Source organism: Brevibacterium sp. R8603A2 (genome assembly GCF_023072605.1).
Lineage (GTDB): Bacteria > Actinomycetota > Actinomycetes > Actinomycetales > Brevibacteriaceae > Brevibacterium > Brevibacterium pityocampae.
In genome coordinates this window covers 1-24,739 of sequence record NZ_JALLGN010000005.1, presented here as the reverse complement: position 1 = coordinate 24,739, position 24,739 = coordinate 1, and the positions used below count along the sequence as shown (strand labels likewise).

Annotated in this window: 29 protein-coding genes; 16 read left to right on the top strand and 13 right to left on the bottom strand. The window is 69.4% G+C overall.

The features are described 5' to 3' along the window. Positions 1-32: 32 nt before the first annotated feature. The 3 genes from MTQ12_RS06030 to MTQ12_RS06020 all read left to right on the top strand — a co-directional run bounded on the left by MTQ12_RS06030 (position 33) and on the right by MTQ12_RS06020 (position 2,538). Complete coding sequence (locus tag MTQ12_RS06030) at positions 33-794, top strand: glucose 1-dehydrogenase (protein ID WP_247425068.1); 762 nt, start codon at positions 33-35, stop codon at positions 792-794. An 84-nt stretch (positions 795-878) separates the two neighbouring features. Next, the gene (locus MTQ12_RS06025; RefSeq protein WP_247425065.1) at positions 879-1,637 is read left to right on the top strand and encodes a helix-turn-helix transcriptional regulator; all 759 of its coding nucleotides are present in this window, start codon (positions 879-881) and stop codon (positions 1,635-1,637) included. A 103-nt stretch (positions 1,638-1,740) separates the two neighbouring features. Then, positions 1,741-2,538 carry a VOC family protein gene (locus MTQ12_RS06020; RefSeq protein WP_247425063.1) on the top strand — a complete coding sequence of 266 codons (798 nt, stop codon included), beginning with the start codon at positions 1,741-1,743 and terminating at the stop codon, positions 2,536-2,538. Positions 2,539-2,676: 138 nt separating this feature from the next. Here the strand turns inward: MTQ12_RS06020 and MTQ12_RS06015 are convergent, their stop codons facing one another. The 5 genes from MTQ12_RS06015 to MTQ12_RS05995 form a co-directional block, all read right to left on the bottom strand. Continuing rightward, a complete protein-coding gene (locus tag MTQ12_RS06015) occupies positions 2,677-4,497 on the bottom strand; it encodes an NAD(P)/FAD-dependent oxidoreductase (protein ID WP_247425060.1) in 1,821 nt (606 codons plus the stop codon). A 92-nt stretch (positions 4,498-4,589) separates the two neighbouring features. Beyond that, on the bottom strand, positions 4,590-5,414 hold the full coding sequence (locus MTQ12_RS06010; protein ID WP_137319293.1) for an energy-coupling factor transporter transmembrane component T: 825 nt from the start codon (positions 5,412-5,414) through the stop codon (positions 4,590-4,592). Then, positions 5,414-7,444, bottom strand: coding sequence for an ABC transporter ATP-binding protein (locus MTQ12_RS06005; RefSeq protein ID WP_137319292.1), 2,031 nt, complete (start codon positions 7,442-7,444; stop codon positions 5,414-5,416). The genes MTQ12_RS06010 and MTQ12_RS06005 overlap by 1 nt, the downstream gene beginning before the upstream one ends. A 27-nt stretch (positions 7,445-7,471) precedes the next feature. Further along, on the bottom strand, positions 7,472-8,395 hold the full coding sequence (locus MTQ12_RS06000; RefSeq protein WP_137319291.1) for a cell division protein FtsQ: 924 nt from the start codon (positions 8,393-8,395) through the stop codon (positions 7,472-7,474). A gap of 142 nt (positions 8,396-8,537) precedes the next feature. Further along, positions 8,538-10,358 carry an HAD-IA family hydrolase gene (locus tag MTQ12_RS05995; protein WP_247425057.1) on the bottom strand — a complete coding sequence of 607 codons (1,821 nt, stop codon included), beginning with the start codon at positions 10,356-10,358 and terminating at the stop codon, positions 8,538-8,540. Between the two features lie 133 nt (positions 10,359-10,491). Between MTQ12_RS05995 and MTQ12_RS05990 the strand changes: the two genes are divergently transcribed. The 11 genes from MTQ12_RS05990 to MTQ12_RS05940 all read left to right on the top strand — a co-directional run bounded on the left by MTQ12_RS05990 (position 10,492) and on the right by MTQ12_RS05940 (position 17,462). Further along, positions 10,492-11,622 carry a LacI family DNA-binding transcriptional regulator gene (locus MTQ12_RS05990; protein ID WP_247425054.1) on the top strand — a complete coding sequence of 377 codons (1,131 nt, stop codon included), beginning with the start codon at positions 10,492-10,494 and terminating at the stop codon, positions 11,620-11,622. 73 nt (positions 11,623-11,695) lie between these two features. Beyond that, on the top strand, positions 11,696-11,947 hold the full coding sequence (locus MTQ12_RS05985; RefSeq protein WP_137319289.1) for a PspC domain-containing protein: 252 nt from the start codon (positions 11,696-11,698) through the stop codon (positions 11,945-11,947). Positions 11,948-12,052: 105 nt separating this feature from the next. Beyond that, a complete protein-coding gene (locus tag MTQ12_RS05980; protein ID WP_137319288.1) occupies positions 12,053-12,733 on the top strand; it encodes an alpha/beta fold hydrolase in 681 nt (226 codons plus the stop codon). 17 nt (positions 12,734-12,750) lie between these two features. Then, on the top strand, positions 12,751-12,990 hold the full coding sequence (locus MTQ12_RS05975) for an FAD-dependent oxidoreductase (RefSeq protein WP_265808502.1): 240 nt from the start codon (positions 12,751-12,753) through the stop codon (positions 12,988-12,990). A gap of 28 nt (positions 12,991-13,018) precedes the next feature. After that, positions 13,019-13,531: a methylated-DNA--[protein]-cysteine S-methyltransferase gene (locus tag MTQ12_RS05970; protein WP_137319287.1), complete on the top strand. Its 513-nt coding sequence runs from the start codon at positions 13,019-13,021 to the stop codon at positions 13,529-13,531. Then, positions 13,532-14,059 carry a sigma-70 family RNA polymerase sigma factor gene (locus MTQ12_RS05965; RefSeq protein ID WP_247425050.1) on the top strand — a complete coding sequence of 176 codons (528 nt, stop codon included), beginning with the start codon at positions 13,532-13,534 and terminating at the stop codon, positions 14,057-14,059. Next, the gene (locus MTQ12_RS05960) at positions 14,052-14,747 is read left to right on the top strand and encodes a methylated-DNA--[protein]-cysteine S-methyltransferase (protein WP_247425048.1); all 696 of its coding nucleotides are present in this window, start codon (positions 14,052-14,054) and stop codon (positions 14,745-14,747) included. Before MTQ12_RS05965 ends, MTQ12_RS05960 begins: the two co-directional genes overlap by 8 nt. Before the next feature lie 52 nt (positions 14,748-14,799). Beyond that, the gene (locus MTQ12_RS05955) at positions 14,800-15,471 is read left to right on the top strand and encodes an alpha-ketoglutarate-dependent dioxygenase AlkB (protein WP_137319284.1); all 672 of its coding nucleotides are present in this window, start codon (positions 14,800-14,802) and stop codon (positions 15,469-15,471) included. Further along, a complete protein-coding gene (locus MTQ12_RS05950; protein ID WP_247425044.1) occupies positions 15,468-16,070 on the top strand; it encodes a DNA-3-methyladenine glycosylase I in 603 nt (200 codons plus the stop codon). The genes MTQ12_RS05955 and MTQ12_RS05950 overlap by 4 nt, the downstream gene beginning before the upstream one ends. A 2-nt stretch (positions 16,071-16,072) precedes the next feature. Next, positions 16,073-16,996 carry an AlkA N-terminal domain-containing protein gene (locus MTQ12_RS15160; RefSeq protein WP_247425041.1) on the top strand — a complete coding sequence of 308 codons (924 nt, stop codon included), beginning with the start codon at positions 16,073-16,075 and terminating at the stop codon, positions 16,994-16,996. Positions 16,997-17,057: 61 nt separating this feature from the next. Next, positions 17,058-17,462, top strand: coding sequence for a hypothetical protein (locus MTQ12_RS05940; RefSeq protein ID WP_247425037.1), 405 nt, complete (start codon positions 17,058-17,060; stop codon positions 17,460-17,462). A 6-nt stretch (positions 17,463-17,468) separates the two neighbouring features. Here the strand turns inward: MTQ12_RS05940 and MTQ12_RS05935 are convergent, their stop codons facing one another. From MTQ12_RS05935 to MTQ12_RS05900, 8 genes are all read right to left on the bottom strand, one after another. Continuing rightward, on the bottom strand, positions 17,469-17,909 hold the full coding sequence (locus MTQ12_RS05935) for a YtoQ family protein (RefSeq protein ID WP_247425034.1): 441 nt from the start codon (positions 17,907-17,909) through the stop codon (positions 17,469-17,471). A gap of 141 nt (positions 17,910-18,050) precedes the next feature. Beyond that, complete coding sequence (locus MTQ12_RS05930; RefSeq protein ID WP_282599212.1) at positions 18,051-18,461, bottom strand: HepT-like ribonuclease domain-containing protein; 411 nt, start codon at positions 18,459-18,461, stop codon at positions 18,051-18,053. A gap of 332 nt (positions 18,462-18,793) precedes the next feature. Continuing rightward, a complete protein-coding gene (locus MTQ12_RS05925; RefSeq protein WP_247425028.1) occupies positions 18,794-19,633 on the bottom strand; it encodes an SDR family NAD(P)-dependent oxidoreductase in 840 nt (279 codons plus the stop codon). A gap of 48 nt (positions 19,634-19,681) precedes the next feature. Next, a complete protein-coding gene (locus MTQ12_RS05920; RefSeq protein ID WP_247425026.1) occupies positions 19,682-20,275 on the bottom strand; it encodes a TetR/AcrR family transcriptional regulator in 594 nt (197 codons plus the stop codon). A gap of 344 nt (positions 20,276-20,619) precedes the next feature. Continuing rightward, complete coding sequence (locus MTQ12_RS05915) at positions 20,620-21,351, bottom strand: alpha/beta hydrolase (RefSeq protein WP_282599210.1); 732 nt, start codon at positions 21,349-21,351, stop codon at positions 20,620-20,622. Between the two features lie 407 nt (positions 21,352-21,758). Beyond that, positions 21,759-22,277 (bottom strand): AAA family ATPase, encoded by a 519-nt coding sequence (locus tag MTQ12_RS05910; RefSeq protein ID WP_137319281.1) that lies wholly within the window; start codon positions 22,275-22,277, stop codon positions 21,759-21,761. Next, positions 22,274-22,594, bottom strand: coding sequence for a HigA family addiction module antitoxin (locus MTQ12_RS05905; RefSeq protein WP_099195592.1), 321 nt, complete (start codon positions 22,592-22,594; stop codon positions 22,274-22,276). Before MTQ12_RS05905 ends, MTQ12_RS05910 begins: the two co-directional genes overlap by 4 nt. After that, on the bottom strand, positions 22,569-22,850 hold the full coding sequence (locus MTQ12_RS05900; protein ID WP_094450848.1) for a type II toxin-antitoxin system RelE/ParE family toxin: 282 nt from the start codon (positions 22,848-22,850) through the stop codon (positions 22,569-22,571). Before MTQ12_RS05900 ends, MTQ12_RS05905 begins: the two co-directional genes overlap by 26 nt. Positions 22,851-23,190: 340 nt before the next feature. Here MTQ12_RS05900 and MTQ12_RS05895 point away from each other — a divergent pair, with 340 nt between their 5' ends. Continuing rightward, complete coding sequence (locus MTQ12_RS05895) at positions 23,191-24,036, top strand: chromosome condensation regulator (RefSeq protein WP_247425021.1); 846 nt, start codon at positions 23,191-23,193, stop codon at positions 24,034-24,036. A gap of 493 nt (positions 24,037-24,529) precedes the next feature. Continuing rightward, positions 24,530-24,739 (top strand): transposase (locus MTQ12_RS05890; protein ID WP_247425017.1); only part of this gene is annotated, 210 nt, incomplete at its 3' end.

Below are 24,739 nucleotides of genomic sequence, written 5' to 3'. Positions count from 1 at the left end.
CGCTGCACACGACGAAAGGAAGTCCTGGTCGCATGACTGTTCTCGATATGTTCGACCTGTCCGGCACGGTGGCGATCGTCACCGGAGCCTCCGCCGGCCTGGGCGTCGCATTCGCCCGCGCCTTCGCAGAGGCGGGAGCGGACGTCGTGCTCGCGGCGCGCCGCACCGACCGCCTGCAGGAGACCGCCGCCCTCGTCGAGGAGACCGGCCGCCGGGCCCTGACGGTCGCCACCGACGTCGCCGATCCGCAGCAGTGCCAGGAGCTGGTCGACGCGGCCGTGGCGGAGTTCGGTCACGTCGATGTGCTCATCAACAACGCGGGCGTGGGCACGGCGGTGCCGGCCACCCGTGAGACGCCGGAGGAGTTCCGCCGCGTCATCGACATCAACCTGAACGGCTCGTACTGGATGGCGCAGGCATGCGGACGGGTGATGGGAGAGGGAAGCTCGATCATCAACATCTCGAGCATGCTGGGCATCACGACCGCCTCGCTACCCCAGGCGGCGTACGCATCGAGCAAGGCCGGAGTCATCGGACTCACCCGCGATCTCGCCCAGCAGTGGGGTTCGCGCAAGGGCATCCGGGTCAACGCCCTCGCTCCGGGGTTCTTCAAGTCGGAGATGACCGATCAGTACCACGAGGGGTACCTCGACTCGCAGATGCCGCGCGTCCAGCTGGGCCGCGCCGGGGACCCGGCGGAGCTGGCGGCGACCGCCGTGTGGCTGGCGTCGCCGGCCGGCGCGTACGTCACCGGACAGACGATCGCGGTCGACGGCGGCTTCACGATCACCTGATCAGCACCTCCGACCGGTGGCTGCGGCACGGAGGTGCGGGCGCGGCACTGCATTCGGACCACCGCACCCACTACACTCATGGCTGTGACCGGGCTCACGAATGCGACGATGTCCACTGCGGACACGCTGCTGACCTCCGCCCTCGGGCTGGCGCGCAGCCGCCCCGAGGACCTCACCGTGGCCGATCTGGCCGACCACGTGGGGTACAGCCCCTTCCACTTCTCGCGCCTCTTCACCCACCGTCTGGGGATCGGTCCGGGCCGTTACCTCACCGCCCTGCGGATCGACCGGGCAAAGCGGCTGCTGCTGGAGGACACGGAGTCCGTCATCGACGTGGCCTCCGCGGTGGGCTTCGACTCGCTCTCCAGCTTCAGCCGTCGTTTCAGCGCCACCGTGGGGGTGGCGCCCGGGCGGTTGCGCCGCCTGGCGGACAGGATCAGCGACCGCCCGCCCGTGCCGTTCAGCCTCCTGCGACCGGCCGCGGGCTCCGTGCGCGTCGACCTGGACGTGCCCGCCGCGCTGGGCGTCCGCGGCGACCCGCACATCTGGGTGGGCTGGTTCCCGCAGCCGGCGCCCATCGGGCTGCCGCGGTCCGGCACCCTCGTGTCCGGAGTGGCGTCCATCGATCTGCCCCTGTGCCCCGGCGCCCCGCACCTGCTGGGCTTCGCGGTGCCCCAGCACGCGGACGCGATGGACCAGCTGGCGCCCACGGAACCCACCGTCGCCGTGGCACCCGGCCCGCTGCGCGCCGGTTCCCGCGTCACGCTGTCCTTCGCCTCCGCGCAGTCCGCCCAGCGCCCCGTTCCGCTGCTGACCGCGCTGCCCAGCCTCTGCTCGCGGTGAGCACCTCAGCAAGTTTGGACACACACGGGACCACCGCCCATTCCTACAGTGGAACCACTGGAGCGGAGATGCCGTTCCGGACCTCACACTTCACGGAGGAATCATGGCCAGCACCACGGGAACCACCACCTGGATCGATCTGGGGTCGAAGGGCCTCGACGAGACGCAGCGCTTCTACTCCGGGCTCTTCGGCTGGACGTTCGAGTCGCAGGGCGAGGAGTTCGGAGGGTACTCGATCATCCGCAACGGCGATGACCTGGTGGGCGGCGCCATGGACATCACCGGGATGACGTGCCCTCAGGGCGGGGAGATCCCCGCTCGCTGGGACGTGTATCTCACGGCAGACGATCTGGACGCCCGCCTGGCGAGCGCGCAGCAGCACGGCGCGACGCTGCCGATGGAGCCGCAACAGATCGGCGATGCCGGTCGCATGGGCATGCTCATCGATCCCACCGGCGCCCCGATCAACGTGTGGGAGCCGAACGAGCTCCCCGGGTACGACTTCACCGGCAAGCCCGGCTCCCCCGTCTGGTTCGAGCTCATGACGCACCAGTACGACCGGGCCGTCGAGTTCTACACCGCAGTCTTCGACGCGCAGATGGTGCCCATGTCCGAGCAGATGGACGACGACAGCTTCCGCTACTCCACGAATGGGACGCAGGACGTCGCGACCTGGGGGCTGGGCGACGCGACCGGCGTCATGCCCGAGGAGGCCGCGGGCTGGCGCATCTACCTGGCCGTCGAATCGTGCGATGCCGCCGCGCAGAAGGTCGTCGACCTGGGCGGGCAGCTGCTGGACGGGCCGGTCGACTCCCCCTTCGGCCGCATCGCGACGGTCGCGGATCCGCACGGGGCGACCTTCCAGATCTCCGCGATGAGCGAGGCCGTGCCGGAAGGCTGAGCCACCCGCGCACACGGCCGGGTCCCGGGAGCAGCCGCCTGTTCCCGGGACCCGTCACCAACAGTTCCACCGCCGAGGCCGCGGCCGGCCCAGCGTGGCCCGGCACCACCCGCTGCCACGGCCTCGGCCCCGAGCCGCTCAGCTCAGGTGGTGGACCTCCTGCAGCCCGTAGACCGGGGTGTCGATGCCCTCGTAGCGGGCCTTGAGCTGGAGGGCCAGGTAGAGCGAGTAGTGGCGCGACTGGTGGAGGTTCCCGCCGTGGAACCACAGGTTCTCCTGCTGGGTGGGCTTCCACATGTTGCGCTGCTCGCCCTCCCACGGCCCGGGGTCCTTCGTGGTCTGGGAACCCAGGCCCCACACCTTGCCCACGCGGTCCGCGGTCTCCTGGTCGACGAGGTCCGCGACCCACCCGTTCATCGACCCGTAGCCCGTCGCGTAGACGACGAGGTCCGCCGGCAGCCGCGTGCCGTCCTCCAGCACGACGGCGTCCTCGGTCAGGTGGTCGACCTGCCCCTTCGCCAGCGCGACGCTGCCATCGGCGATGAGGTCGGCAGCACCCACGTCGATGTAGTAGCCGGAGCCGCGTCGCAGGTACTTCATGAACAGGCCCGACTCGTCATCGCCGAAGTCCAGGTCGAACCCCGCGTCCGTCATCCGCCGGTAGAACTCCCGGTCCCGCTCCTTCATCCGGTCATAGAGCGGGATCTGGAACTCGTGCATGATCCGGTACGGCAGGGAGGCGAAGATGAGGTCCGCCTTCTCCGTCGTCACCCCGTTCTGAAGCGCCCGCTCCGAGTACAGGTCGCCCAGCCCGATCTCCATGAGCGACTCGCTCTTGACGATGTGCGTGCTGGAGCGCTGGACCATCGTGACGTCCGCGCCCACCTCGTGCAGCGCCCCGCAGATGTCGAACGCGGAGTTGTTGCTGCCGATGACGACGACCCTCTTGCCCGCATACGCGTCCGGTCCCGGGTGCTGCGAGGAGTGCTGCTGCTCACCCGTGAACACGTCCGCACCGGGGAAGTCGGGGATCATCGGCTTGCCGGACATGCCCGTGGCCATGACAAGGTGCGTGGGATGCAGCGTGACCGTCTCGCCGTGGCGGTCCAGTTCGACCGTCCACCGGCCGGCGGCCTCGTCGTACGTCGCCTTCCTCGCGGTCGTCGACGACCAGTACGGGACCTCCATGACCTTCGTGTAGGACTCCAGCCAGTCCGCGATCTTGTCCTTGGGCGCGAAGACCGGCCAGTTGTCCGGGAACTTGAGGTAGGGCAGGTGGTCGTACCAGACGGGATCGTGCAGGCACAGCGACTTGTACCGGGACCGCCACTGGTCGCCGGGCCGCTCCCACCGGTCGACGACCAGAGCGGGCACGCCCAGCTGCCGCAGTCGCGCACCCAGTGCGATGCCGCCCTGCCCGCCGCCCACCACCAGGGTGTACGGGTGGGCCGTGTCGCCCCAGGCCGCGTCCTCCTCCGCCCGCTTCTCCGACCAGCTCTTCCGCTGGGGGTCGACGCCGTGCTTCGCACCGCTGATCCGCCTGGGCCCCCGGGGCTCCTCGTGCCCGTCCAGTTCCTGCAGGGCCGTCAGCAGAGTCCACGCCTTCGTGCCGTCCTCGTCGACGAGCCGGACCAGGCCGGTGCCCCGGCCCACCGAGGTCGCGAAGGTGAACCAGGCCTCGGTCACCCCGTCCGCGGTCGCGGCCGGTTCGCTCAGCTCGAAGTCGGTGGGCGCGACCCGTTCGAGGGTGTGGGTGAGCAGGTCGCGGACCCCGTCGCGGTCCTCGACGGTCCTGAGGTTCCACGTGAAGGACACGAGGTCCCGCCAGTAGCTGGTGGTGGCGAACAGGTCCACCGCCGCGTCGATGTCCTGCGCCCGCAGCGCCGCTTCGAAGTCCTCCAGCCACCCTGTCGCGATGTCGTCCGCGGTCCGCTGGGTCTCGTCGACCATTGTCGTCATAGCACTCCTCCTCCTTGAGACGTGTGACTTCACACTAGGAGGGCGGTCACCGGGGCGAAAGAGTTGCATGACCGTTGCATGGCCCGGTCAGATCACCCGATGACGGGGACGCCGGGACCCACGAGGAACGCGGCCGCCACCAGCAGGACCGTCACGACGACCACCGTCACGTCCAGTGCGGACACCCGCAGGTACGCCAGTCGCAGCGTCCGCCCCGCCTCGTTCTTCGCACCGTAGGTGAACCCGCGGGTCTCCAGCGCTTCGACGGTCGTGCGGACGTTCTTCGCGGTGTTGAGCATGATCGGGTAGAACGCGGTCACCGCCAGGACGCACCACTGCCACACGACCCGCAGACCCAGGAAGCCGGGCTTCTCCACCGGCGCGTGCCGCAGCCGCTGTCCCTCGAAGACCGTCACGTACTCGTCGACCAGGATCGGCAGCATGCGGTACCCGTAGCTCACGCCGAACGCCAGCAGCTCCGGCGCCCGGAACCACAGGAGTGCATCGGAGAGCTTCTCCGGATCCAGCGACACGAACGCCGCCATCGACGCCATCGACACCGCACCCAGCTTGAGGTTGAGCTCGCCCAGCGCCACGAGCGTGCCCAGGTCGCCGCCGAACAGGAACGACGCGGCGAACAGCCCCACGACGTTGCCCAGCAGCCCGATGAGGAACAGGCCCAGCACCAGCGGTCCCACCCGCGCCAGCACGACGGAGGCCGCTCCCAGCACGAACAGCACCAGGAGGACGCCCGTGCTGTGGGTGAACCACGGGGCGATCGCCATGACGAGGTACCAGGCCAGCACCATCCGCGGATCCATGCGGCTGAACAGACCGCCGCGCGTCGAGTACGCGGTCCGCAGCAGTTCCAGCCGGACCCAGTCGACGCTCAGCACGTCGTGTGTCTTCCGCGCCATCAGCGCTCCCCCGTCCCGGTCGTGTCGAACCCAGTCGCGCCGAGGCCGTCGGTTCGACTCAGATGATCAGCCCGGGCGGACTCGACGGTCCCGTCGATCGTCCGCAGCCGAGCCCGCAGGTCCTCAGCCGTCAGCGGCAGCGGGTCGAGTCCCAGCTCCAGGCCGATGCGGGCTGCCTGCGGCGGCACCAACCGCGTCTGCGTCGTGAGCTCCGGCCGGGAGAACAGCTCCTGCGGGGTGACATCCGCCAGCACCCGCCCCCGGTCCAGGACGAGGACGCGGGTCGCCCACGTCGCCACGAGCTCCATGTCGTGCGTCGCGACGACCGCGCACTGCACGGTCCCGGACAGGGACTCGAGCATCGTCGTCACGTCGTCGCGGGACCGGATGTCCAGGCTGGACGTCGGCTCGTCCAGCAGGAGCAGCCGCGGCCGCATCGCCAGTCCGATCCCCAGGGTCGCCCGCCGCTGCTGGCCGCCGGACAGGCTGCGCCCGTCGCGCTCGGCCAGCGCGGACAGTCCCGCCTCCGCGACCACCCGGTCGACGATCGCCTCCGCGTCCTCGACCCTGCGCCCGCGCGGGAAGAGGGCGATGTCCTCGCGCACGGAGTCCTTGAGGAACATCTGCTGCGGATGCTGGTAGATGTACGACACGTGATCCGCCAACCGCGCGGCTGACCGGCTGCGCGTATCGATCCCGTCGACGGTCACGGTCCCGGCGCGCGGCACGATGAGTCCGGTCAGCAGCTTCATGAGGGTCGTCTTGCCGGCGCCGTTCGTGCCCACGAGCGCGACCTTCTCCCCCGCGTGCAGGTCCAGGTCCAGCCCGTCCAGGACGGTCGAGAGACCGCCGGCGACCGTCCGGTAGCCGTGGTGCACCCCGCGCAGCGACGCGACGACCGCGGGAGGTGCCGTGTCAGCGACCGTCTCCCCGGCCTCGGGACCGGTGTCGACCATGCCCGAGGCCGGCGTCGCCGGATCGGGACCGGGCACCTGCCCGTCGTTGCCTGCTCCCGCTGCCGCAGGCACCGGTTCCGAACCGGGCACCTGCTGCTCGCGCAGGGCCGGGCGCAGGATCCGGACCGCGGAGTCCACGTCGAGGGCGACGTGGGGTGCGCCCACGGCCGCGGTGAGGGCGACGGCGTCCGGGGCGGGCACGCCGTGGCTGGACAGGTCCGCGTGCCGGTCCATCGCCTCCTGGATGGGCAGGTGCCAGACAGGCGCGCCGTCGGCCATGAGGACGACGGACTTCGCGAACTGGGCGATGAAGTCCGCGTGGTGCTCGATCGTGATGACGGTGAGGCCTTCGCGCTCGTTGAGGTCGCGCAGACGGCGGTAGATCTCGCCGGCGCGGGCGGGGTCCAGCTCGGCGACGGGCTCGTCGACGACGATGACCTCCGGCCGCAGCGCCAGCACGGCGGCGAGCGCCACCAGATGCGCCTGCCCGCCGGACAGCTGCCACACGAACTGGTCGCGCAGGTGCTCGATGCCCAGCTGGGCGAGCGCCTCGTCCGTGCGCTCGCGGTAGTCGGCGTGGCCGAAGTTGAGGGGTCCGAAGGCGACCTCGTCGCGCACCGTGGGACGGACCAACTGGTTCTGGAAGTCCTGGTAGACGTAGCCCACGCGGGCGGACAGCTCCGCGACGGACGACTCCCACGTGTCGATGCCGCCCACGTGGACGCTGCCGGCGAAGTCGCCGCTCCAGTAGTGCGGGACCAGCCCGTTGAAGGTCTTGCACAGCGTCGTCTTGGCCGACCCGTTGCCCCCGACCACCGCCACGAAGTCCCCGCGCTCGATCGTGAGATCGACGTTGCGCAGCGTGTCGCGGTCCGTGCCCGGGTAGCGGAAGGACAGGTCCTTCACCCGGATGACGGGCGCGGCGGCCTGCGCGGCGGGGGTGTCCTGCACGGCGGCCTCCTGCGGCGCTGGATCCTGCGACGCGGTATCCCGCAGAGTCGCCCGCTGCGCAGTCGCCTGCTGCGGCGCTGCCTGCTGCGCGGTGGGGTGGGTGGTCGGGGGCACGGTCGGCACGAGGGGCTCCTTCTCAGACGATCCGGTTCAGGACCGGTCCGCGGTCGACTTCGAGGTCCGCGACAGGCGGAACAGCAGGATCGCCAGGCCCAGCACCACCACGATCGCGACGATGGAGACGAGGATGAACCAGTCGCCGAACATGTCGAGGAAGTCCGGCTCGAACGCGCCCGCGGAGATGTCGAACGCCTCGAGGAACGCGAAGCCGAAGCTCACGATCGACAGGAGCACGGCGAAGCCCACGAAGACGCCCGAGGCCTGCGCCTGTCCCGGGATCGGCTCACCCGCGACACGGGGCCGCATGCCCATGAGCGGCTCGATCTTCCCGTGCAGGGCGGGGATGAGCCAGACCGCGGGGATCGCGCCCAGGAGGACGCCGGACATGACGACGTCGACGCCCAGACCCAGGGTCTCCAGCGCCAGCATGGACTGGGGCAGGCCCTCGACGAACTCGGCGTCCTCGACGCCGATCCACACCTTCGACAGGTCGACGATGGCGGAGAGGATCTTGTCGACCAGGACCAGGACGATCGAGCCCACCGCGATCTGCCCCTTCGAGCGGGGGTTGCGGATCAGGGAGCCTGCGATGAAGACGGCGAGGAACATCTGGAGGTAGCCCTCGATCTCCGCGAGGCCGGAGAAGTCGCCCATGAGGAGGTCGGTGAAGACGATCTCGCCCAGCGGCGCGCCCAGGGCGGCCCAGAACGGGGAGAAGAGTGCGGCGATCGTGAGCGGCACGAACACCATGTAGGACACGGAGATGTCGACGGGGCCGATCGAGGGGTCCGGGATGATCTCGAGGATGATGTTCGACAGTCCGAAGAGGGACATCGACAGCACGAACACCATGAGCTTCTGGGACGTAGTGAGCTCGACGCTGCGGATGCCGTCGACGGCACCGCGCAGAGTGCCGCGACGCTCGTCGGCGGGGGCGGGGGTCTGGGTGGACATGGGGTCTCCTTCAGTGAGGCAGGGCGGTGACGTCGGCGAGGTCAGGAGGGAAGGTCGGTTCGGAACGGAGGACGGGAGGGTCGGTCAGTCCGGTGCTGGTCCGGTGGCGGACGTCAGGCGGGTGAGGGCGCGAAGGCTGGGGTCAGGCCGGTAAGGGCTCGGAATCAGGTGCCAGGCGCGCGCCGAGGACGTCGATGACATCCGCGGGGCCGTCCAGGACGTGGTCGGCCCAGCCCTGGGCCAGCGCTTCGTCGAGGGCGGCGTCCGCGTCCTTGCCGCCACGCAGCAGGCAGACGGTGCCGATCCCGGCGTCGCGCCCGCCGCGGCCGTCGTTGAGCGCCTTGTCGCCCACGTAGACGACGTCCGCCGGCTCCACCTGCAGGCCGGACAGGGCCGCCGCGAACACGGCGGTCCCGGGCTTCCGCACACCCACCTCGTCCGAGTACGCACCGGGGCCCAGCAGGTCGAGGATCCCGTAGTCGGCCAGCGTGGCGCGCACACCGCGGCCGGAGATCGTGTTCGACACGATCCCCACGACGATCCCCTGCGCGTGCGCCCACCGGACCAGCTCGAGCGCACCCTCGCGCGGGCTGGGCGTGCCCTTCGTCCGGTGCAGCAGGTAGGACAGCTCCGCGGCCTCGAGCCGCATCGCCGCGCGCACCGGCTCCGGCAGGTCCGCGCCCACCAGGTCGCCCCACAGCACGGCCGGGTCGACCTCGTCGAAGCGGTGGGCGGGGTCGGTGAGGACGTCGCGGGATCGCTTCCGCGCCCGGTGCCGCTCCCAGCCGTCCCGCATCGCCGCGGACGCGGCCTCCAGCGTGATCGGATGCCCGCACCGCTGCGACAGCTCCACGAGGGCCTGCCCCATGACCGCGTCCCGGTCCGGATTGGCGACCGAGGTCGTGAGCACGCCTCCGTGGTCCAGCAGCAGGGCGACCCGCCGAGGCCCCGGCCGGCTCCCCGTCGACGTCGGGTCCGCGGACCCGACCACGGCGGACACGGGCCCGGCGGCGTCGGATCGAGCGGCCTCGGCGGCGTCGGATCGAGCGGCCTCGGCGGTGGAGTTCTCCCACGTCCCCGCGGGGACGGACCGGCGCAGTTCGTCCAGCAGGCCCGCGGGGGTGTCGAGGACGAGGTCGGGGGTGTCCGCGACCGAGAACGGCGGGTGGTCGGTGCGACGGTCACGGGTGATGATGACGCGGCCGGCACCGGCGCGGCGGCCGGCGACCACGTCGCGGTCGACGGTGTCGCCCACGTACCAGGTCTCGTGCGGAGCGGCCCCCAGCGCTTCAGCGGCCAGGCGGATCATGCCGGGGTGCGGCTTCCGGATGCCCACCTCGTCGGAGTAGACCTGGACGCCGAAGCACCCGTCGAGACCCTTCTCCCGGAGGATCTCCCGGTGCGCGCCGCCGGCGTGGGCGTTCGAGACGATGCCCAGCCCGATCCCGCGCTCGCGTGCCAGTGACAGCAGCTCCGGGATGCCGGGGCGCACGTGGTGATCGGAGACCGCCCGGCTCTTCGCCGCGAGGATGCGGGCGGCGTCCAGGGCGAGCGCGCGGCGGGCCGGACCGGGCAGATCGGACAGGAGGAAGTCCTCGACGATCTCACCGGGTGCCAGCTCGCGCGGCTCCTGGCGGCGGGAGGAGGCGTTCTTCCACAGGGACAGGGCGGAACGTCCCGTCCGCAGCGACTGCTCGACCAGGTCGCGGTCCAGGTCGAAGCCGGCGCCTGCGGCCAGGTGCAGCACGGTGTCCGCCAGTGTCTGCGCCCAGTCCTCGCGTGCGGTCGTCGAGACGACCACACCGCCGAAGTCCAGCAGCAGCGCGCGCGGCTGGACGAGCGCGGCGGGAGCGGAGGGGGCGACGACGGCCTGGGCGGCCGGCGCGGGGCCGGCGGTCGCGGTGTCCTGCGCAGTGAGCGCGGGGCCGGGAGCAGGCGCGGGAACGGTGGGGACGGAGTTCATGGCGGTCACGCTACGGAGCCGGTCCGGTCCCCGGATGAACCGGCGGTGAACCGGCGGCCACCGCACAGCCACATCTTCTGCAGATCTGCAGTACATGTCCCGTCACCGATGCCGGCGGTGCTAAGCAGGGGGCATGGGAGCACGATCGGGGCGGGCCACGCTGGCGGATGTGGCGCAGGCGGCGGGGGTGTCGGCCTCGGCGGTGTCGATGGTCATGAACGACAGGACGGGCCTCACGCAGGCGACCCGGCTCAGGATCCTCGCGGCCGCGCGGGCGGTGGGGTACCCGGTGCGGGGACGGGCCGGACGCGAGGGCCGGGTCCTGGGCGTCCTGCCCACGGACCTGGGCAACCCGTACCACACGGACGTCATCACGGGGATCGAGAAGCACGCGGAATCCGTGGGGGCGGCGGTCGTGATCGGGCACGGCCGCCGCGACAGCGCGCACCTGGAGCGGCAGCTGGACCGGATGCTGGGGTTCGGCGTCGACGGCATCGTCGCGGTGACGACGTGGTTGCGGCCGGCCGCCCTCGAGGACGCGGCGACCGTCCTGCCGGTCGCGGTGATCGGGCGGATGCAGGACCCGGCGACCGGGGTCGACATGGTCCGCGGCGACGACGCGGCCGGCGCCGCGCAGGCCGTCCGCCACCTCGTCCGGCTGGGGCACACGCGGCTCGTCCACGTGACGATGTCGACGCGGCCCGGGCCGGCGGCGCGCCGGGCGGGGTTCCTCGCGGAGGCCGCTCGGCTGGGACTCGAGGGACAGGCCCGCGTCATCGGGCCGGCGGCGGACTGGGCGGCGATGGAGGAGCAGATCGATGCATTCCTCGAGCGGATCCGCGCGGGACGGTCGACCGCGCCCACCGCGGTGTTCGCCGCGAACGACATCGCGGCGGTGCGCGTCATGCACCGGGCGGCCGCGCTGGGCGTGCGGGTGCCGCAGCAGCTGAGCGTGGTGGGGTACGACTCCTCGGCGGCGGCGCTCATGATCCGGCCCCATCTCACCAGCGTGAACCAGCCGCGTGAGGAGATGGGGCGGTTGGCGGCGGGGATGGTCCTCGAGAGGCTGGCCGGGCGCGCTTCCGACGCAGAGCTGATCGTCCGTCCGGTCCTGCGCGAGCGGGAGTCCAGCACGTGGCATCCGGACGCAGACCGGGAGACTGCGAACCAGACGGGCGATGCGGCGAACCCGACGGGCGACGCGGCGGACCCGCCGGGCACGGGACCGAACCGGTCAGCGGACCCGGCCGCGGCCTCGGGCTGAGTGGGGTTCTCCCCCGCCCGGAATCCGGCCGACCACCCTGTGCTCGCGTCCGCCGGTCCGTACCGTGGTGGGCATGAACTCCTTCTTCGACACCATCAGGAACATGGGCTTCCGCCGCGGTCCCCAGCGACTCCTCACCGGCATCAGCGGCGGGCTGGCCGTCTCCCTGGGCATGAACGTGTGGCTGGTGCGCGTCCTCGTGCTCCTGTCCTTCCTCCTGCCCGTCGTGGGCCTGGGCCTCTACGCGCTGGTGTGGGTGCTGACCCCCTGGCAGGACGGCTCGATTCCGCTGGAGCGGGCACTGGGCGGCACGTACCGCGCCTGAGGCAGGCGGCTCGCTGGCACTCCGCGACGATGCTCAGCGCACGCCCGTCCGGCTACCCTGCGCGGGATCCCCCGCGAGACCCCGCACCCGCGTATCGTGCGTTGCATGGATCCCGCATCGGCGCCCTTCGACCGCATCGTCGTCGTCCACGGCTTCCGCGCCTCCCCGCAGAAGCACTGGTTCCCGTGGCTGGCCCGGACGGAACCAGCCGCTCGGGTGCTGGCCCTGCCGGACTCGGCGACACCGGACGCGGACGCCTGGATCACGACGGTCGCCCGGACGATCGGCACCCTCGATGCCCGCACCGCTGTCATCGCGCACAGCCTGGGCTGCATCACGACGGTGCGCGCCGTGCAGCGACTGGCGGCAGAGCAGGGAGAGGCGGAGCCGGGGACTGAGTCGGGGGCGGCGGAGTCGCAGACGCTGCCGCGGCAGCACGCGACCGGACCCGCCTCATTGGGCGCGTTCGTCGCCGTCTCCCCGTTCGCGCAGACGCTGCCGACCACCGGTGACGAGGGGCTCGATACGTTCGCGGCCCACGGTCTTGCTCCCTTCCTGGACGGGGCCGATCTGCCGGGCACACGCCCGCGCCTGGGCCGCGTGACGGTCATCCGGTCAAACGACGATCCGCTCGTCGTCCCGGCACTCTCCGACGCGTTCGCCCGCGACCTCGGCGCGCGTGTCCAGGTGATCCCGGGCGCTCGCCACTTCCTGGAGCGCCACGGGGTGACCCAGCTGCCGGAGGTCCTGCGCGCTCTCGAGGGCTCCGCGGCTGCAGGGGCCTGACCCGTCCCCCGGCACGGGTGGGCGGCCGCATCCACGACTCGATCACCCTCCAGCACTCGCCGCTGCCCCGCGAGCTCGCCGTCGTGGGCGGCGGCTGCATCGGCATCGAGTTCGCCTCGTTGTCCGCCCAGTACGGGTCGCAGGTGACCGTGCTGGACCGCGGACCCCGCCGCCTCCCTCCTGCGCGCTGCATCCAGCGATCTGAAGGACCACCTCACGAATCGATGCGCTCACGCGTCTTCCGTGCGAGAGGATGAACGTGACCCCCTGGAAGAGGTGAGGACGATGGACGGACTGCGGCACGGACGGATCGACACGGAGCTGGGTGAACTGGTCGTGGTCGCCCGCGACGAGGCGCTGACCGGCGTCTACTTCCCCGGCCACTGGACCCTGCCGGAACCGGACGCGTTCGGGGAGCCGGCCCAGGCCTCGGCGGACCCGGTGATCTCCGTCGTCGCGGAACAGCTGGACGACTACCTCGCGGGCGAGCGCCGGGAGTTCGAGGTCCCGGTGCGCACGGACGGCGACGACTTCTCCCAGCGGGTGTGGGCGCTGCTGCGGGAGATCCCCTACGGCGAGACGACGACGTACGGTGCGCTGGCGGAGCATCTGGGCAACCGGCACCTGGCCCAGCGCGTGGGACAGGTCGTGGGCCGCAACCCGGTCAGCATCGTCATCCCGTGCCATCGTGTCGTGGGATCGGACGGGTCCCTCACCGGGTACGCCGGCGGGCTGGAGCGCAAACGGCACCTGCTGGAGCTCGAGGATCCGACCACCGCGGAGAGCAGGCTCTTCTAGATGAGGACCCCGTTCGACGAGGCCGTCACCCGCCACGGGGGCACCGTGCTGCGGGTGTGCCGCGCTGTGCTGGGCGCGGGCCCCGATGCGGACGACGCGTGGTCGGAGACCTTCCTCGCCGCGCTCCAGGCGTGGCCGGACCTGCCGGCGGACACGAACGTCGAAGCCTGGCTGGTCCGCGTCGCCGGCCGCAAGGCGATCGACATCACCCGCGCTCGTGCCCGGCACGCGATCCCCACGGACGCGCTCCCCGAACGACCCACCGCGCTGGGAGTGGCCCGCGACGACGAAGTCCATGTCTGGGCGCAGGTCGCCCGACTGCCGGAGCGCCAGCGCCTGGCGATCGCCCACCACTACCTGGGTGGACTGCCCCACACGGAGACCGCCCGGATCATCGGCGGCACGCCGGAGTCGGTGCGCCGCGCAGCCGCGGACGGCATCCGCGCGCTCCGCCGCACCCACCACGCGGACGAGGCCGCGCAGAGCGCCCGGACCGCACACACCCGGAAGGAGCACCCCGATGCGTGAGTCCACCGCACTCGGCGACAGCACCGAGACACCCACCGACACCCGCACGGAGGCCACGGACCCTCACGATGCGGCTGACCGCTTCGACAGGACAGGGGCCGAGATCCAGCAGGTCTTCTCCCTGGAACCCGGCGCAGTCGACGACCTGCGCACCCGCCTGGCCCAGACTGCGGAGGCTCGCGACCTGGCCGACGTCGCCTACCGCACCCTCGATTCGCCCGTGGGCCCCCTGCTGCTGGCGGCCACCCCCTTGGGCCTGGTCCGCGTCGCCTTCGCCCGCGAGGACTTCGACACCGTCCTGCAGACGCTCGCGAAGAAGATCAGCCCCCGCATCCTCGAGGCCCCGGACCGCCTGGACACCGTCGCCGCCCAGCTGGCCGAGTACTTCGCCGGCACCCGCCGCGCCTTCGACGTACCCCTGGACTACGCCCTGTCCACCGGCTTCCGGCAGACCGTGCAGCACTACCTGCCGCACATCGCCTACGGTCACACCCAGACGTACAAGGAGGTGGCCGCTCACGTGGGCAACCCCGCCGCCGTCCGCGCCGTGGGCACCGCCTGCGCGACCAACCCCTTGCCCGTCGTCGTCCCCTGCCACCGGGTGCTGCGCACCGACGGCGGCCTGGGAGGCTACCTGGGCGGGCTGGAGGCGAAGACGACCCTGCTGACCCTGGAGCAGGCCGCATGAGCTTTCCGTCCCCCACCGTGAACCCCGCCGCCGAGGCCGTGAGGAGCGCCCGTTGAACACCCTGTTCGGAGACGACCTGTTGGGACCCACCGGTCCGCAGCTTCCCGCCGGCGCCCACCACGTGCCCGGCTGGCTCACGCTGGAGCAGCAGCGGTGGATCGTCGCCCGCTTCCACGAGTGGACGCAGGGGCCGGTGCCCCTGCGCTCGGCGAAGATCCGCGGTCACGAGATGAGCGTGCGCACCGTGTGCCTGGGCTGGCACTGGCGGCCGTACGCCTACTCGCGCGATGCCGTCGACGTGAATGGCAACCGGGTCCTGGACTTCCCCGACTGGATGGTGCGGCTGGGTCGGACAGGTCTCGTCGCCGCGACCGGGGATCCGCACGCGGGCGACGACTACACGCCGGACACCGCGCTGGTGAACTACTACGACGACACCGCGAAGATGGGCATGCACCAGGACAAGGACGAGGAGTCGATGGCCCCGGTCGTCTCCCTGTCGATCGGCGATGCGTGCCGGTTCCGCTTCGGCAACACGGAGACCCGGACGAAGCCCTACCAGGACATCGACCTGGGGTCCGGCGACCTGTTCGTCTTCGGCGGACCCTCGCGGCTGGCCTACCACGGCGTCACGAAGGTCCATCCGGGCACCGCGCCGGACGGCTGCGGACTGGAGTCCGGACGGATCAACATCACGATGCGGGAGACAGGACTGAACGGATGAGCACAGACACAGGCATCGTGATCGGTGAGGACGGGATGGCCCGGCCCGCGTGGGCGGCGACCGACCCGCTCATGCGCGAGTACTACGACACGGAGTGGGGCCTGCCCGTCGGGGACGAGCAGGGACTGTTCGAGCGCATCAGCCTCGAGGCGTTCCAGGCGGGCCTGTCGTGGGCGACGATCCTGCGCAAACGCCCCGCGTTCCGGGAGGCGTTCGACGACTTCGACCCGGACCGCGTGGCCCGGTACGGCGACACGGACGTCGCGCGCCTGATGGGCGATGCGGGCATCGTGCGGAACCGGGCGAAGATCCTCGCGACGATCACCAATGCGAACGCGACGATCCGGCTGCGGGAGAAGGGCGGGCTGGTCGACTTCGTCTGGTCGTTCCAGCCGGAGGAGACACCGGCGCCCCGGACCATCGCCGAGGTCCCCACGCAGTCCGCGGAATCGCTGGCCCTGTCGAAGGCGCTGCGGAAGGAGGGGTTCGCATTCGTGGGCCCCACGACGATGTTCGCGCTCATGGAGGCGATCGGCATCGTCGACACCCACCTCGTCGACTCGCACCGGCGCGGCAGCTCCGGCGTGTGGACACCGTGAGTGTGCGCGCGTCGTTCCGTGTCGACGCGAGCGGCCCGTTCGACCGGGAGGCGGCCCGCGCCTCATTGGCGGTCCACGCAGTGGAGGGTCTGCACCTGCTCGAGGGGGCCTCGGCGACGATGACGCGGTGGGTCGACGTCCACGGCGACCCGCACGCGGTCACCGTCCGCCTCGACGAGGCGGGTGCGGAGGTCGCGACGTCGACCGTGGACGCGGGCGTCAACGACGTCCTCGCCGCGCGGGTGCGGCACTGGTTCGATCTGGACGCGGATGTGAGCGGGATCGACGCGCACCTGGGTGCGGACCCGCTGTTCGCGCAGCAGGTGCGGGAGCGACCGGGTCTGCGGATCAGCCGGTTCCAATCGCCGTTCGAGGCCGTCGTCATGACCGTCATGGGGCAGCAGGTGACGCTGCGGACCTCACGGCTGTTCGACGCTCGGCTGGTCGCGGCGTTCGGTGCGGAACCACCCGCGGTGGATGGCATGCCGACCCTCGCTCCGTATCCGCACGACGGGGCGGACATGGGCGGCGACCGGCCGGCTGGATCACACACAGGCGGGTTGCGGCTCTTCCCCACCCCTGACGTGCTGGCAGCCGTGCCCCTCGAGGAGCTGCGGGCCACCGTGCGGCTGACGGGCAGCCGGGCGCGCACCGTGCACGAGGTCGCGGTCCTCTTCGCGGAGCAGGGTGATCCGGACCTCCTGCCGACGCGGGAGGACCTGCACGCGGTCCACGGGATCGGACCGTGGACGCTCGACTACCTGGCGATCCGGGCGGGCACGGACGCGGACGCGTTCCCGGCCGGCGACGCGGTGCTGCGGCGGACGCTGCGCGACCTGGATCCCGCGGCGGACGCGGACCGCGTCGCGACGTGGAGTCCGCACCGCAGCTACGCGGCCGCGCGGCTGTGGGCGCACGCGTCCTGAACCGGGAGCGGAGCCGGCCGGGTCCGCAGTCCGACCACGCCACGAGGTCCACCATGTGCGCATGACCTCCGCACCCGACCGCATCCGCACGGTGCGCGTCGGACAGCTGCGGCGCTGGCACCGAGCGCTCCAAGAAGTCCGGATCGTAGCCGCGCGTCGCGGCCTGCTCAGTCGCGGCCTCGGCGGCGGTTCCGGCGGAGACCGCCGGATGCGAGATGCTCACACCCGGGACGAGCGGGTCCGCATGCGATCTGCGGACGTCCGAGGCGGCCTCGGGCACCACCAGGGCCGCCGGGAGTTCCTGGACGCCGACCCGATCGACGAGATGCACGTCGCGATCGCGCTGGTCGACTACGGAAGCGGTCTGCGGCTGTGGGACAGGCCCGAGGAGCTCGAGGACCGATTCCACCTCGAGAGGATCACGGCCCCCGGCGGGGTCGAGCACTGCTTCCTCTGTAGGCGCTGAGCTCGTTCAGGCCGTGAGAACGTACGTGAGCGTCTGGACGACTTGGTCGGTGGTCGTGCACCAGGCCTGGGCGTCTGCGTCGACCTCCTTGAGCGGGTGGACGATGTCCGCGTCGTGGAGGGTGATGTACGGCTTGCCCAAGGCGGCGGCGTAGCCCGCGTCGAAGGCCGCGTTCCACTGCTTGTACTTGTCGCCGAAGCGGACGACGACCAGATCCGCCTGCTCGATGAGCGTGCGTGTGCGGATCGCATTGACCTTCGCTGACTGGTGGTCGCGCCAGAACGAGCTGTCGTTCGCCCCCAGGTGGTCCCCGGCCGCGTCGCTGGCGGGGTGATCGGTCACCGGTGCGGTGAAGACGACGTCCAGGCCGGCGGCCTCTGCTCCGCGCTGGATCTCATCGCGCCAGCCGGTGTGGATCTCGCCGGAGAGGTAGACGAAGAAACTCATAGTGGATGCTCCTCGAGCGAATCGGGCCGGTCAGGGGGTCGTCCACCACCCTAGTCGGTCACCGCTCGCGCTCAGCCGACCGTCTCAGACCCGCGAGGAGGTGCACGAGCACCCCGTCGCCAATCCGCCTCTGCGACGCAGCTAGGTGTTGTGGGTCGTGACGTCGGCTACATGGCCCCGCAATGCTTCGGCGAGCGGCGGGAGGTGTGCTTCCACGACATCGCGGAAGATCTCGACGTCGACTCCGAAGTCCTGGTGGACGAGGATGTTGCGGAATCCTCTGATCTGCGGCCACGCGATACCTGGGTGAGCATCGATGATCTCCGCAGGAAGGTGGTTCACGGCTTCGCCGATGATCTGCAGGTTGCGTTCGATCGCATCCTCCTCCATCCCCACCAGGTCGGCGTCGGCCTCGTCGCCGAGAACCGTCACGTACCGCTGGCATCGCTCGATCGCATCGAGTACATCGGCGATGCGCTGGGACGGACCGCGACTCAAAGTGCGACCGCATCTGCAGGTGCTGAGGCAGCCGCGTCCGTGGCACCCCGGCATGCTCAACCAGCCGACCGGTCCATGAGCCATGGATGACAGCGGTGAAGGTCGGGCCATTGTGCCCACCGTCCCCGATGTCCGCCTCGACGCCCTGGTCGAGCACAGCCCGACCATAGGGCTCGATCTTGTCCGGGGCGAGTGACCTGTCTCCAGGGTCGGGTATGGACCGTTGCCTATTGAGGCTCGCTCAATTGCAGGTCTCTGACCTCGGGCTTCAAACATTGAAGCGGAACTCCACCGAGTTTCAATACGTATGGCCATCTGGTTGCCATCCGGGATCATTGTCCTCGAGGTAGCTCCATTGCAGGCGGCGGGCAGTGGGCGCTTGCACTTCACCAACTGATGTTGAGCATCGCCGCGCTTCGCCGCCAGTGCTCAGCCGCGACGCCGGCGTCGTATGCCTGCCGATTTGATCGGCCGATCCGACCCGGCGCTCGGTAGTACTGCCCCGAGTCCCACGTCTTGCCCGGCCGGCCTTCGATGAAGTGCCGCAGGCGCGCCCCTCCCTGCTGCGGAGAGATCAGGAATGCCCTAAGCGCGCCGTGATAGACGTGTTGGAAGTAGCTGTCGGTGTCCGATGCGAAATTCGTCGCGACATTGCCAGGGTGGAAAGCGACCGAGGAGAGGCCTCGGTCGTGGAACCGTTCATGCAACTCCTTCGTGAACAAGATGTTGGCGAGTTTGGCGTCGCCATACGCCTTGTTTGGGGTGAACCCATCCCAGTTGTTCAGGTCCTCGAGGTCGATATTGCCGAACAGCCTCGCACCGATGCTGGAGGTGTTGACCACGGCCCCACGGCTGTCGAGCAGCTTGTCCAACAGCAGGTACGTGAGCAGGTACGGGGCGAGGTGGTTGACCTGGAGTGTCTTCTCGAACCCATCGCGAGTGGTCGTCGGACCGGAGAATATGCCTCCTGCGTTGTTCGCCAGCACGTCGATCCGGTCGCACGTGTCGTTCAGTTCGATGGCAAGGCGGCGGACGTCTTCGAGCCTCGTGAAGTCGACTACGTGGCACTCGGCACCGGTGGCGTCGGCGATCGCCTGCGTCTTGTCGGGCGAACGCCCTACGAGGATCAACCGTGCGTCGGTACCGGCGAGCTGTCGACTGGCTGCCGCACCGATACCATCACTGGCTCCGGTGATTATTATCGTCCGCATCAGGTCTCCGTTCATCGTCCGTGGTTCTGGTCAGTGGCGCAGATTGATCAGTGTCGATGATGATCAGCGACCACCCATGATGGCGTTGAGCAGCATCGCCACGTCACTTTCTGGTAGCAGGCTTCCGTCCTCGACGTCATCGAATGCGATCCGAGACAGAATCGCGCCGACAATCAAGTAAGCCGCAGCCGCCGGATCGCGCGTTGCCTGCTCACCGCGTGCCCTCGCGCGTTCGAAGATCCACTCCAAGCGATCCCGGGTCGGATCGAAGACACTGGCGCGCACTATCGCACCGAGCTCAGGATCGTGCGCCGACTCACCGGCCAACGCCACGAGCACCGCCCCGATCCTTCCGGAGAGCACTGCCCGCTTGTGAGCGAACATCGAGCGCAGGTCATCTTCGAGGGTGCCGGAGTCGACGTCGGCGGACTCCTCCTCGGCAATCTGACCTGCTGCAGCCAACAGTAGGTCGCGCTTGGAGGGCCATCGACGGTAGAGCGTCGCCGTGGACACCCCAGCCCGCTTCGCGACTGCGGCGGTTGTCAGCTGGGCGTACCCCTGTTCGGCGAGGAGAGACAGCACCGCGTCCACAATTGCCGGCGTGAGGTCAGCATTGAGCGGACGACCCCGCGTCACTCCAGCTTCGACATCTGCCACAGCACCCCTCCAAAGTTTCGATACGAAACACCTCACTTTCGTATATTAACCGAGTCCGTCCCACACAGCAATGCAGTGCCTCCGAGTGCACGGAAAGCACTCGGCGCGGCCCTTGTACGCCTTCAATCAGGCTGGGTTGGCCGCACATTCGAAAGGCCTACTGCATACACGCCCCGATGCTCGGGCCACGTCACATCGACGCGACCTTGAGCACGACCGCTCGGCGCAGCAGACGTTAGACGGCGAAACGAAATTCCACGGCGTCGCCACGGCTAGGAACGCATGCACGCCTCACCGGGCCAGACCGGTCTCAGGGCTACGGTCCCTCACCGCGCATGGCCGACTCAGCTGCCTCTCCGCTGGTCATCCAGCACCTGTTCCATCTCATCCAAAACCTCGTCCAGGAGGACCTGGAAGCCGGGCTCCTCGAGGGGGAAGTGGCCGCAGCCAGGAAGCATCACGACCCGGATCTTGCCGTGAAGCCGACCAAGGTAGTCGAGGCTGAGCTCCGGCATAGTCCAACGATCCTCGGCCGGATGCAACAGCACGACCGGTGGTCCTTGGTATTGCTCGGGTGGAATAGCCGGACCTGCCTCGAGGAACGAGCGGTACCAGCCCACCGGCATCGCGCCACCACCGCCGCACGGGTCGGTGAGCACTGCATGACTGAGGGCAGGGTCGTTCGCAATCGCAGACATAGGGGTCAGCACCCGGACCGGGATCCGTGGATTCGCCGCTGGCCCCCGGGCGAACTGCAGCAGTGGCAATCCCAGCCGCGCTATCCACGGGGCTCGCACGATGGCGGCAGCGATGCCCGGCCGAGTCGGGTCGAGCAGGCAGGTCGCGATGACCCGCTTGGCCAGTCCGGTCACTGCAGCGGTGTCGACCGCGAGGGCACCACCCATGCTCGCCCCGACGAGGACAAGTGGCCGCTCGTCATGCTCGCGACCCACGAGATCGACGAGCAGCTGCTGCCAGTCGCCATAACTGACGCTGCGGCGTCCACGCCGCACCCGGATCGTTCGCCCGTAACCGGGCAGATCGACCACCGTAACCCGAGCGCCCAGGCGACTCAGGTGTGCAGCGTAGGGCTACATCGCCGCCGCGTTCCCTCCCGCTCCATGGACCAGCAGCATTCGGACCGAAGCCGTCGGGGCACCCACGTGCTCGATGTGCAGGTCCCACGAACCACCCCCGTCCGGCGCATCCCACCTCCACGACGAGGCCACCCGCCGCACTGGTGCAGGGACGAGGCGCACGAAAGGCTCGTACCGGCGGTCCATGGAGTCAAGTCGGCCAGTCCGTGCTGGTGGCACCTTCGCTCGGCCCTTCGAAAGCGCCCCATTCATACCCGCAATGTTACGGGAGAGCCCGGTGTCAGGGACTGATGCGCAGGTAGGTGGGTCAGAAGCCTGTATTAGACATTGAACCTGAATTCAACTGCGTTCCGACACGGAGAACCATCAGCGATGACGTTCCCTCATTACGCGCCGAGATGCGCAGCGAGCGCGTCTGCGACCTCGTCCGCAGTCCGCGCAGCCGTATCGAACTCCACGACCTCATCGGACCACGCGGCGTAATCAGCGCGACGGCGCTGCACGTCCGACCAGGTCGGCTCGCCGACGTGGGTGAGTCCGCGATCCCTGCCGCGGAGCCTTCGCTCATGCTCCCGCGCATCGGAGATCATGAGGTACACGAACTCGATGCGTGCACCTGTTCGCGAGGCCGCCGTCCGCCATGTCTGCCGAGCCTCGTCACTGTCGTTGACCGCATCAACGACGACATCGTGACCGAGCCGCAGATTCTGCTCCGCCATTGCACGCGCCGCCTCGTACGCCGCGACACCTACTTCCCACCCTGCCGGCAGACCGCATGCAAGGAGCGACTCCTCGACGGCGTCGATGGACAGGTGGACCGACCCCGTGCTCGCCGCGATGATCTCGGCCACGCTTGTCTTTCCGACGCCGGGAAGGCCGGAGATCACGATGAGATGCCCGGTCATGCGACATGCAACGGCGTGATCGCGGCAACCTTGTCGCGCAGTGCACGGCGCTCGAGCCGGAGCTCGTAGTTCGACTGCAGATTCATCCAGAGCTCCTCGGACGTTCCGAAGTAGCGCGCCAGACGGATCGCCGTATCAGCGGTGATCCCCCGCTTGCCGTGCACGATCTCGTTGATCCGGCGCGGCGGCACACCGATGGACACGGCAAGCTTGTTCTGCGTGATCCCGAAGCCCTCGATGAAGTCCTCCATCAGGATCTCCCCCGGGTGGATCGGCTCGATCAGGTCGTCCTCAGTGGTAGTCGACGAGTTCGACATTGTCCGCACCTCCATCTCTCCAGACGAAGCAGAGACGCCATTGCGCGTTCACGCGGATGCTGTGCTGCCCGCGTCGGTCACCGACCAGACGCTCCAGGCGGTTACCTGGCGGGACCCTGAGGTCCTCGACATCCTTCGCCGCATGAATCAGCTCGAGCTTCCGCAAGGTCGCCCTCTGCACCGTCCGGTCAACGCGCTTGACGTACTGCTCATGCCAGATGCGCTCGGTGTCCTTGCTGCCGAACGATCTGATCACTCGACCACTGTATAACGGGGTGCGTCATTAACGCTAGACGTTGAACCGGAACTCGACCGCATTCCGTAGCCGAATCACCTTTGGAGAGCTATGTCCATAGGTCGGTGCTCGCTCACCGTCCCTCCGGCGCTCCCATGTGGGAGATCGGGACGATCACAAGCTCTCGAACGACTGCGAGCACCAGAGCTGTCACTACGGTCGCGGGAGTGCTGGAGCTCGTCCGAGTTCCGAGGTCGGTAACCTTGCCACGTCGCGCTGGGGCCACGAGACGGGCGTTGCCGCGACGACTGGTATGACGGCCTACGATCAGGTGGCGACGAGAACCGCGGAGGAGGTCCACGTGCGCACCGTACTCGCGGCCGGGAACCGGCACTCAGTGCTGCGACGCGAGGACGGGACCGTGATTGCCACTGGCAACAATCAAGCCGGCGAGTGTGACGTCCTACCCTGGTCCGACGTCATCGCCGTAGCCGCTGGCAGCGTCCACACGGCCCGCAATACCGGCAAGTCTCACACAGTGGGGCTCCGAGCCGATGGGACTGCACTTGCTACCGGCTGGAGCGACGCCGGGCAGACCGCCGTCACGCAGTGGCGCGAGATCACGGCAATAGCCGCCGGCTGGAGGACCACCGTGGGGCTACGTGCCGACGGATCGGTCGTCGCCACCGGTCGCACCGCGGAAGGACAGTGTGACGTGCAGTTGTGGAGCGGGATCGTCGCGATCGCGTGCGGCGACTGGCACACAGTCGCAGTTCGACGCGACGGCACAGCCCTCGCAACTGGCAACAATCAGCGAGGGCAGACCGACGTCGCCCGGTGGACACACGTGTCCGGGGTCTCTGCCGGCTACCTGCACACCGTCGGCTTACACGAAGACGGCACCGTCGTCGCCGTCGGCGACGACAGCAGAGGCCAGTGCGAGGTGTCATCGTGGAGAAGCATCACCTCAGTGGCGGCCGGCTCCGTCCATACGCTCGCGCTGAGCCAGACCGGAAGGGTCTTCGGAACGGGCGACAACCAGTTCGGCCAGTGCGATGTCCAGTCATGGACCGGCATCACAGCGATCGCAGCCGGAGCGAGACACTCGCTTGGGCTGCGCGCCGACGGAAAAGTCGTGGCTGCGGGCGACCACACCGAGCAGCAATGCAATGTCAACGCCTGGGCCACTCGACCACAGATGAACTGAAGTCCAGCGTGCCCGGTAATCGGCCGTCGATCACACGTTGAACCTAAACTCCACCAAGTTCCGGTACACGCCAACCTCTGTACTCATGGATCACCACGCCCGTGCGCGCAGGCGCTATCCCGTGACCAGGCTCGATGCCCAGGAGCGAATGCCACCCAACAGTGAGCCCTCGAGCACGAGAGAAGTTGAGATTGATCTACTTCAGCGAAGGCTGGCTCGAAACCCTGCGGAATCTCGCTTGTTACAGCTCCTTAAGTCTTATGGCGTGGTCCACGTTGCACACGAGATCAGGAGCCAGATTGCAGCGAACGTGACTAGGCAGTTTGAACCGCCCCAGGTTTGATGCCGCTGCTGTTTAAGTCCGGAAGGATGGTAGTGCCCCATAGAGTGGTGTAACGCGCGGAGGTCCGGGCACATCGCTCCTGATGTGGACGCGGCCACCGTGTGATCCTTCGAGTCAACCTTCCAAGAATCCTCGAACGGAGTCACAACGATGACCGCTCCTCACATTATCGACCCTGCCGGCCTGCTGGGTGAAGCCCTGTCCGAAGCCTCCCCGGACATGATGCGTACCCTGCTGCAGACCATGATCAATACCCTGCTGTCCGCGGACGCCGATGCCGTTGTTGGTGCCGAGTGGGGCAAGTCCTCCCCGGACCGGACGGCCAGGCGTAACGGCTACCGCCACCGGGAGCTCGACACC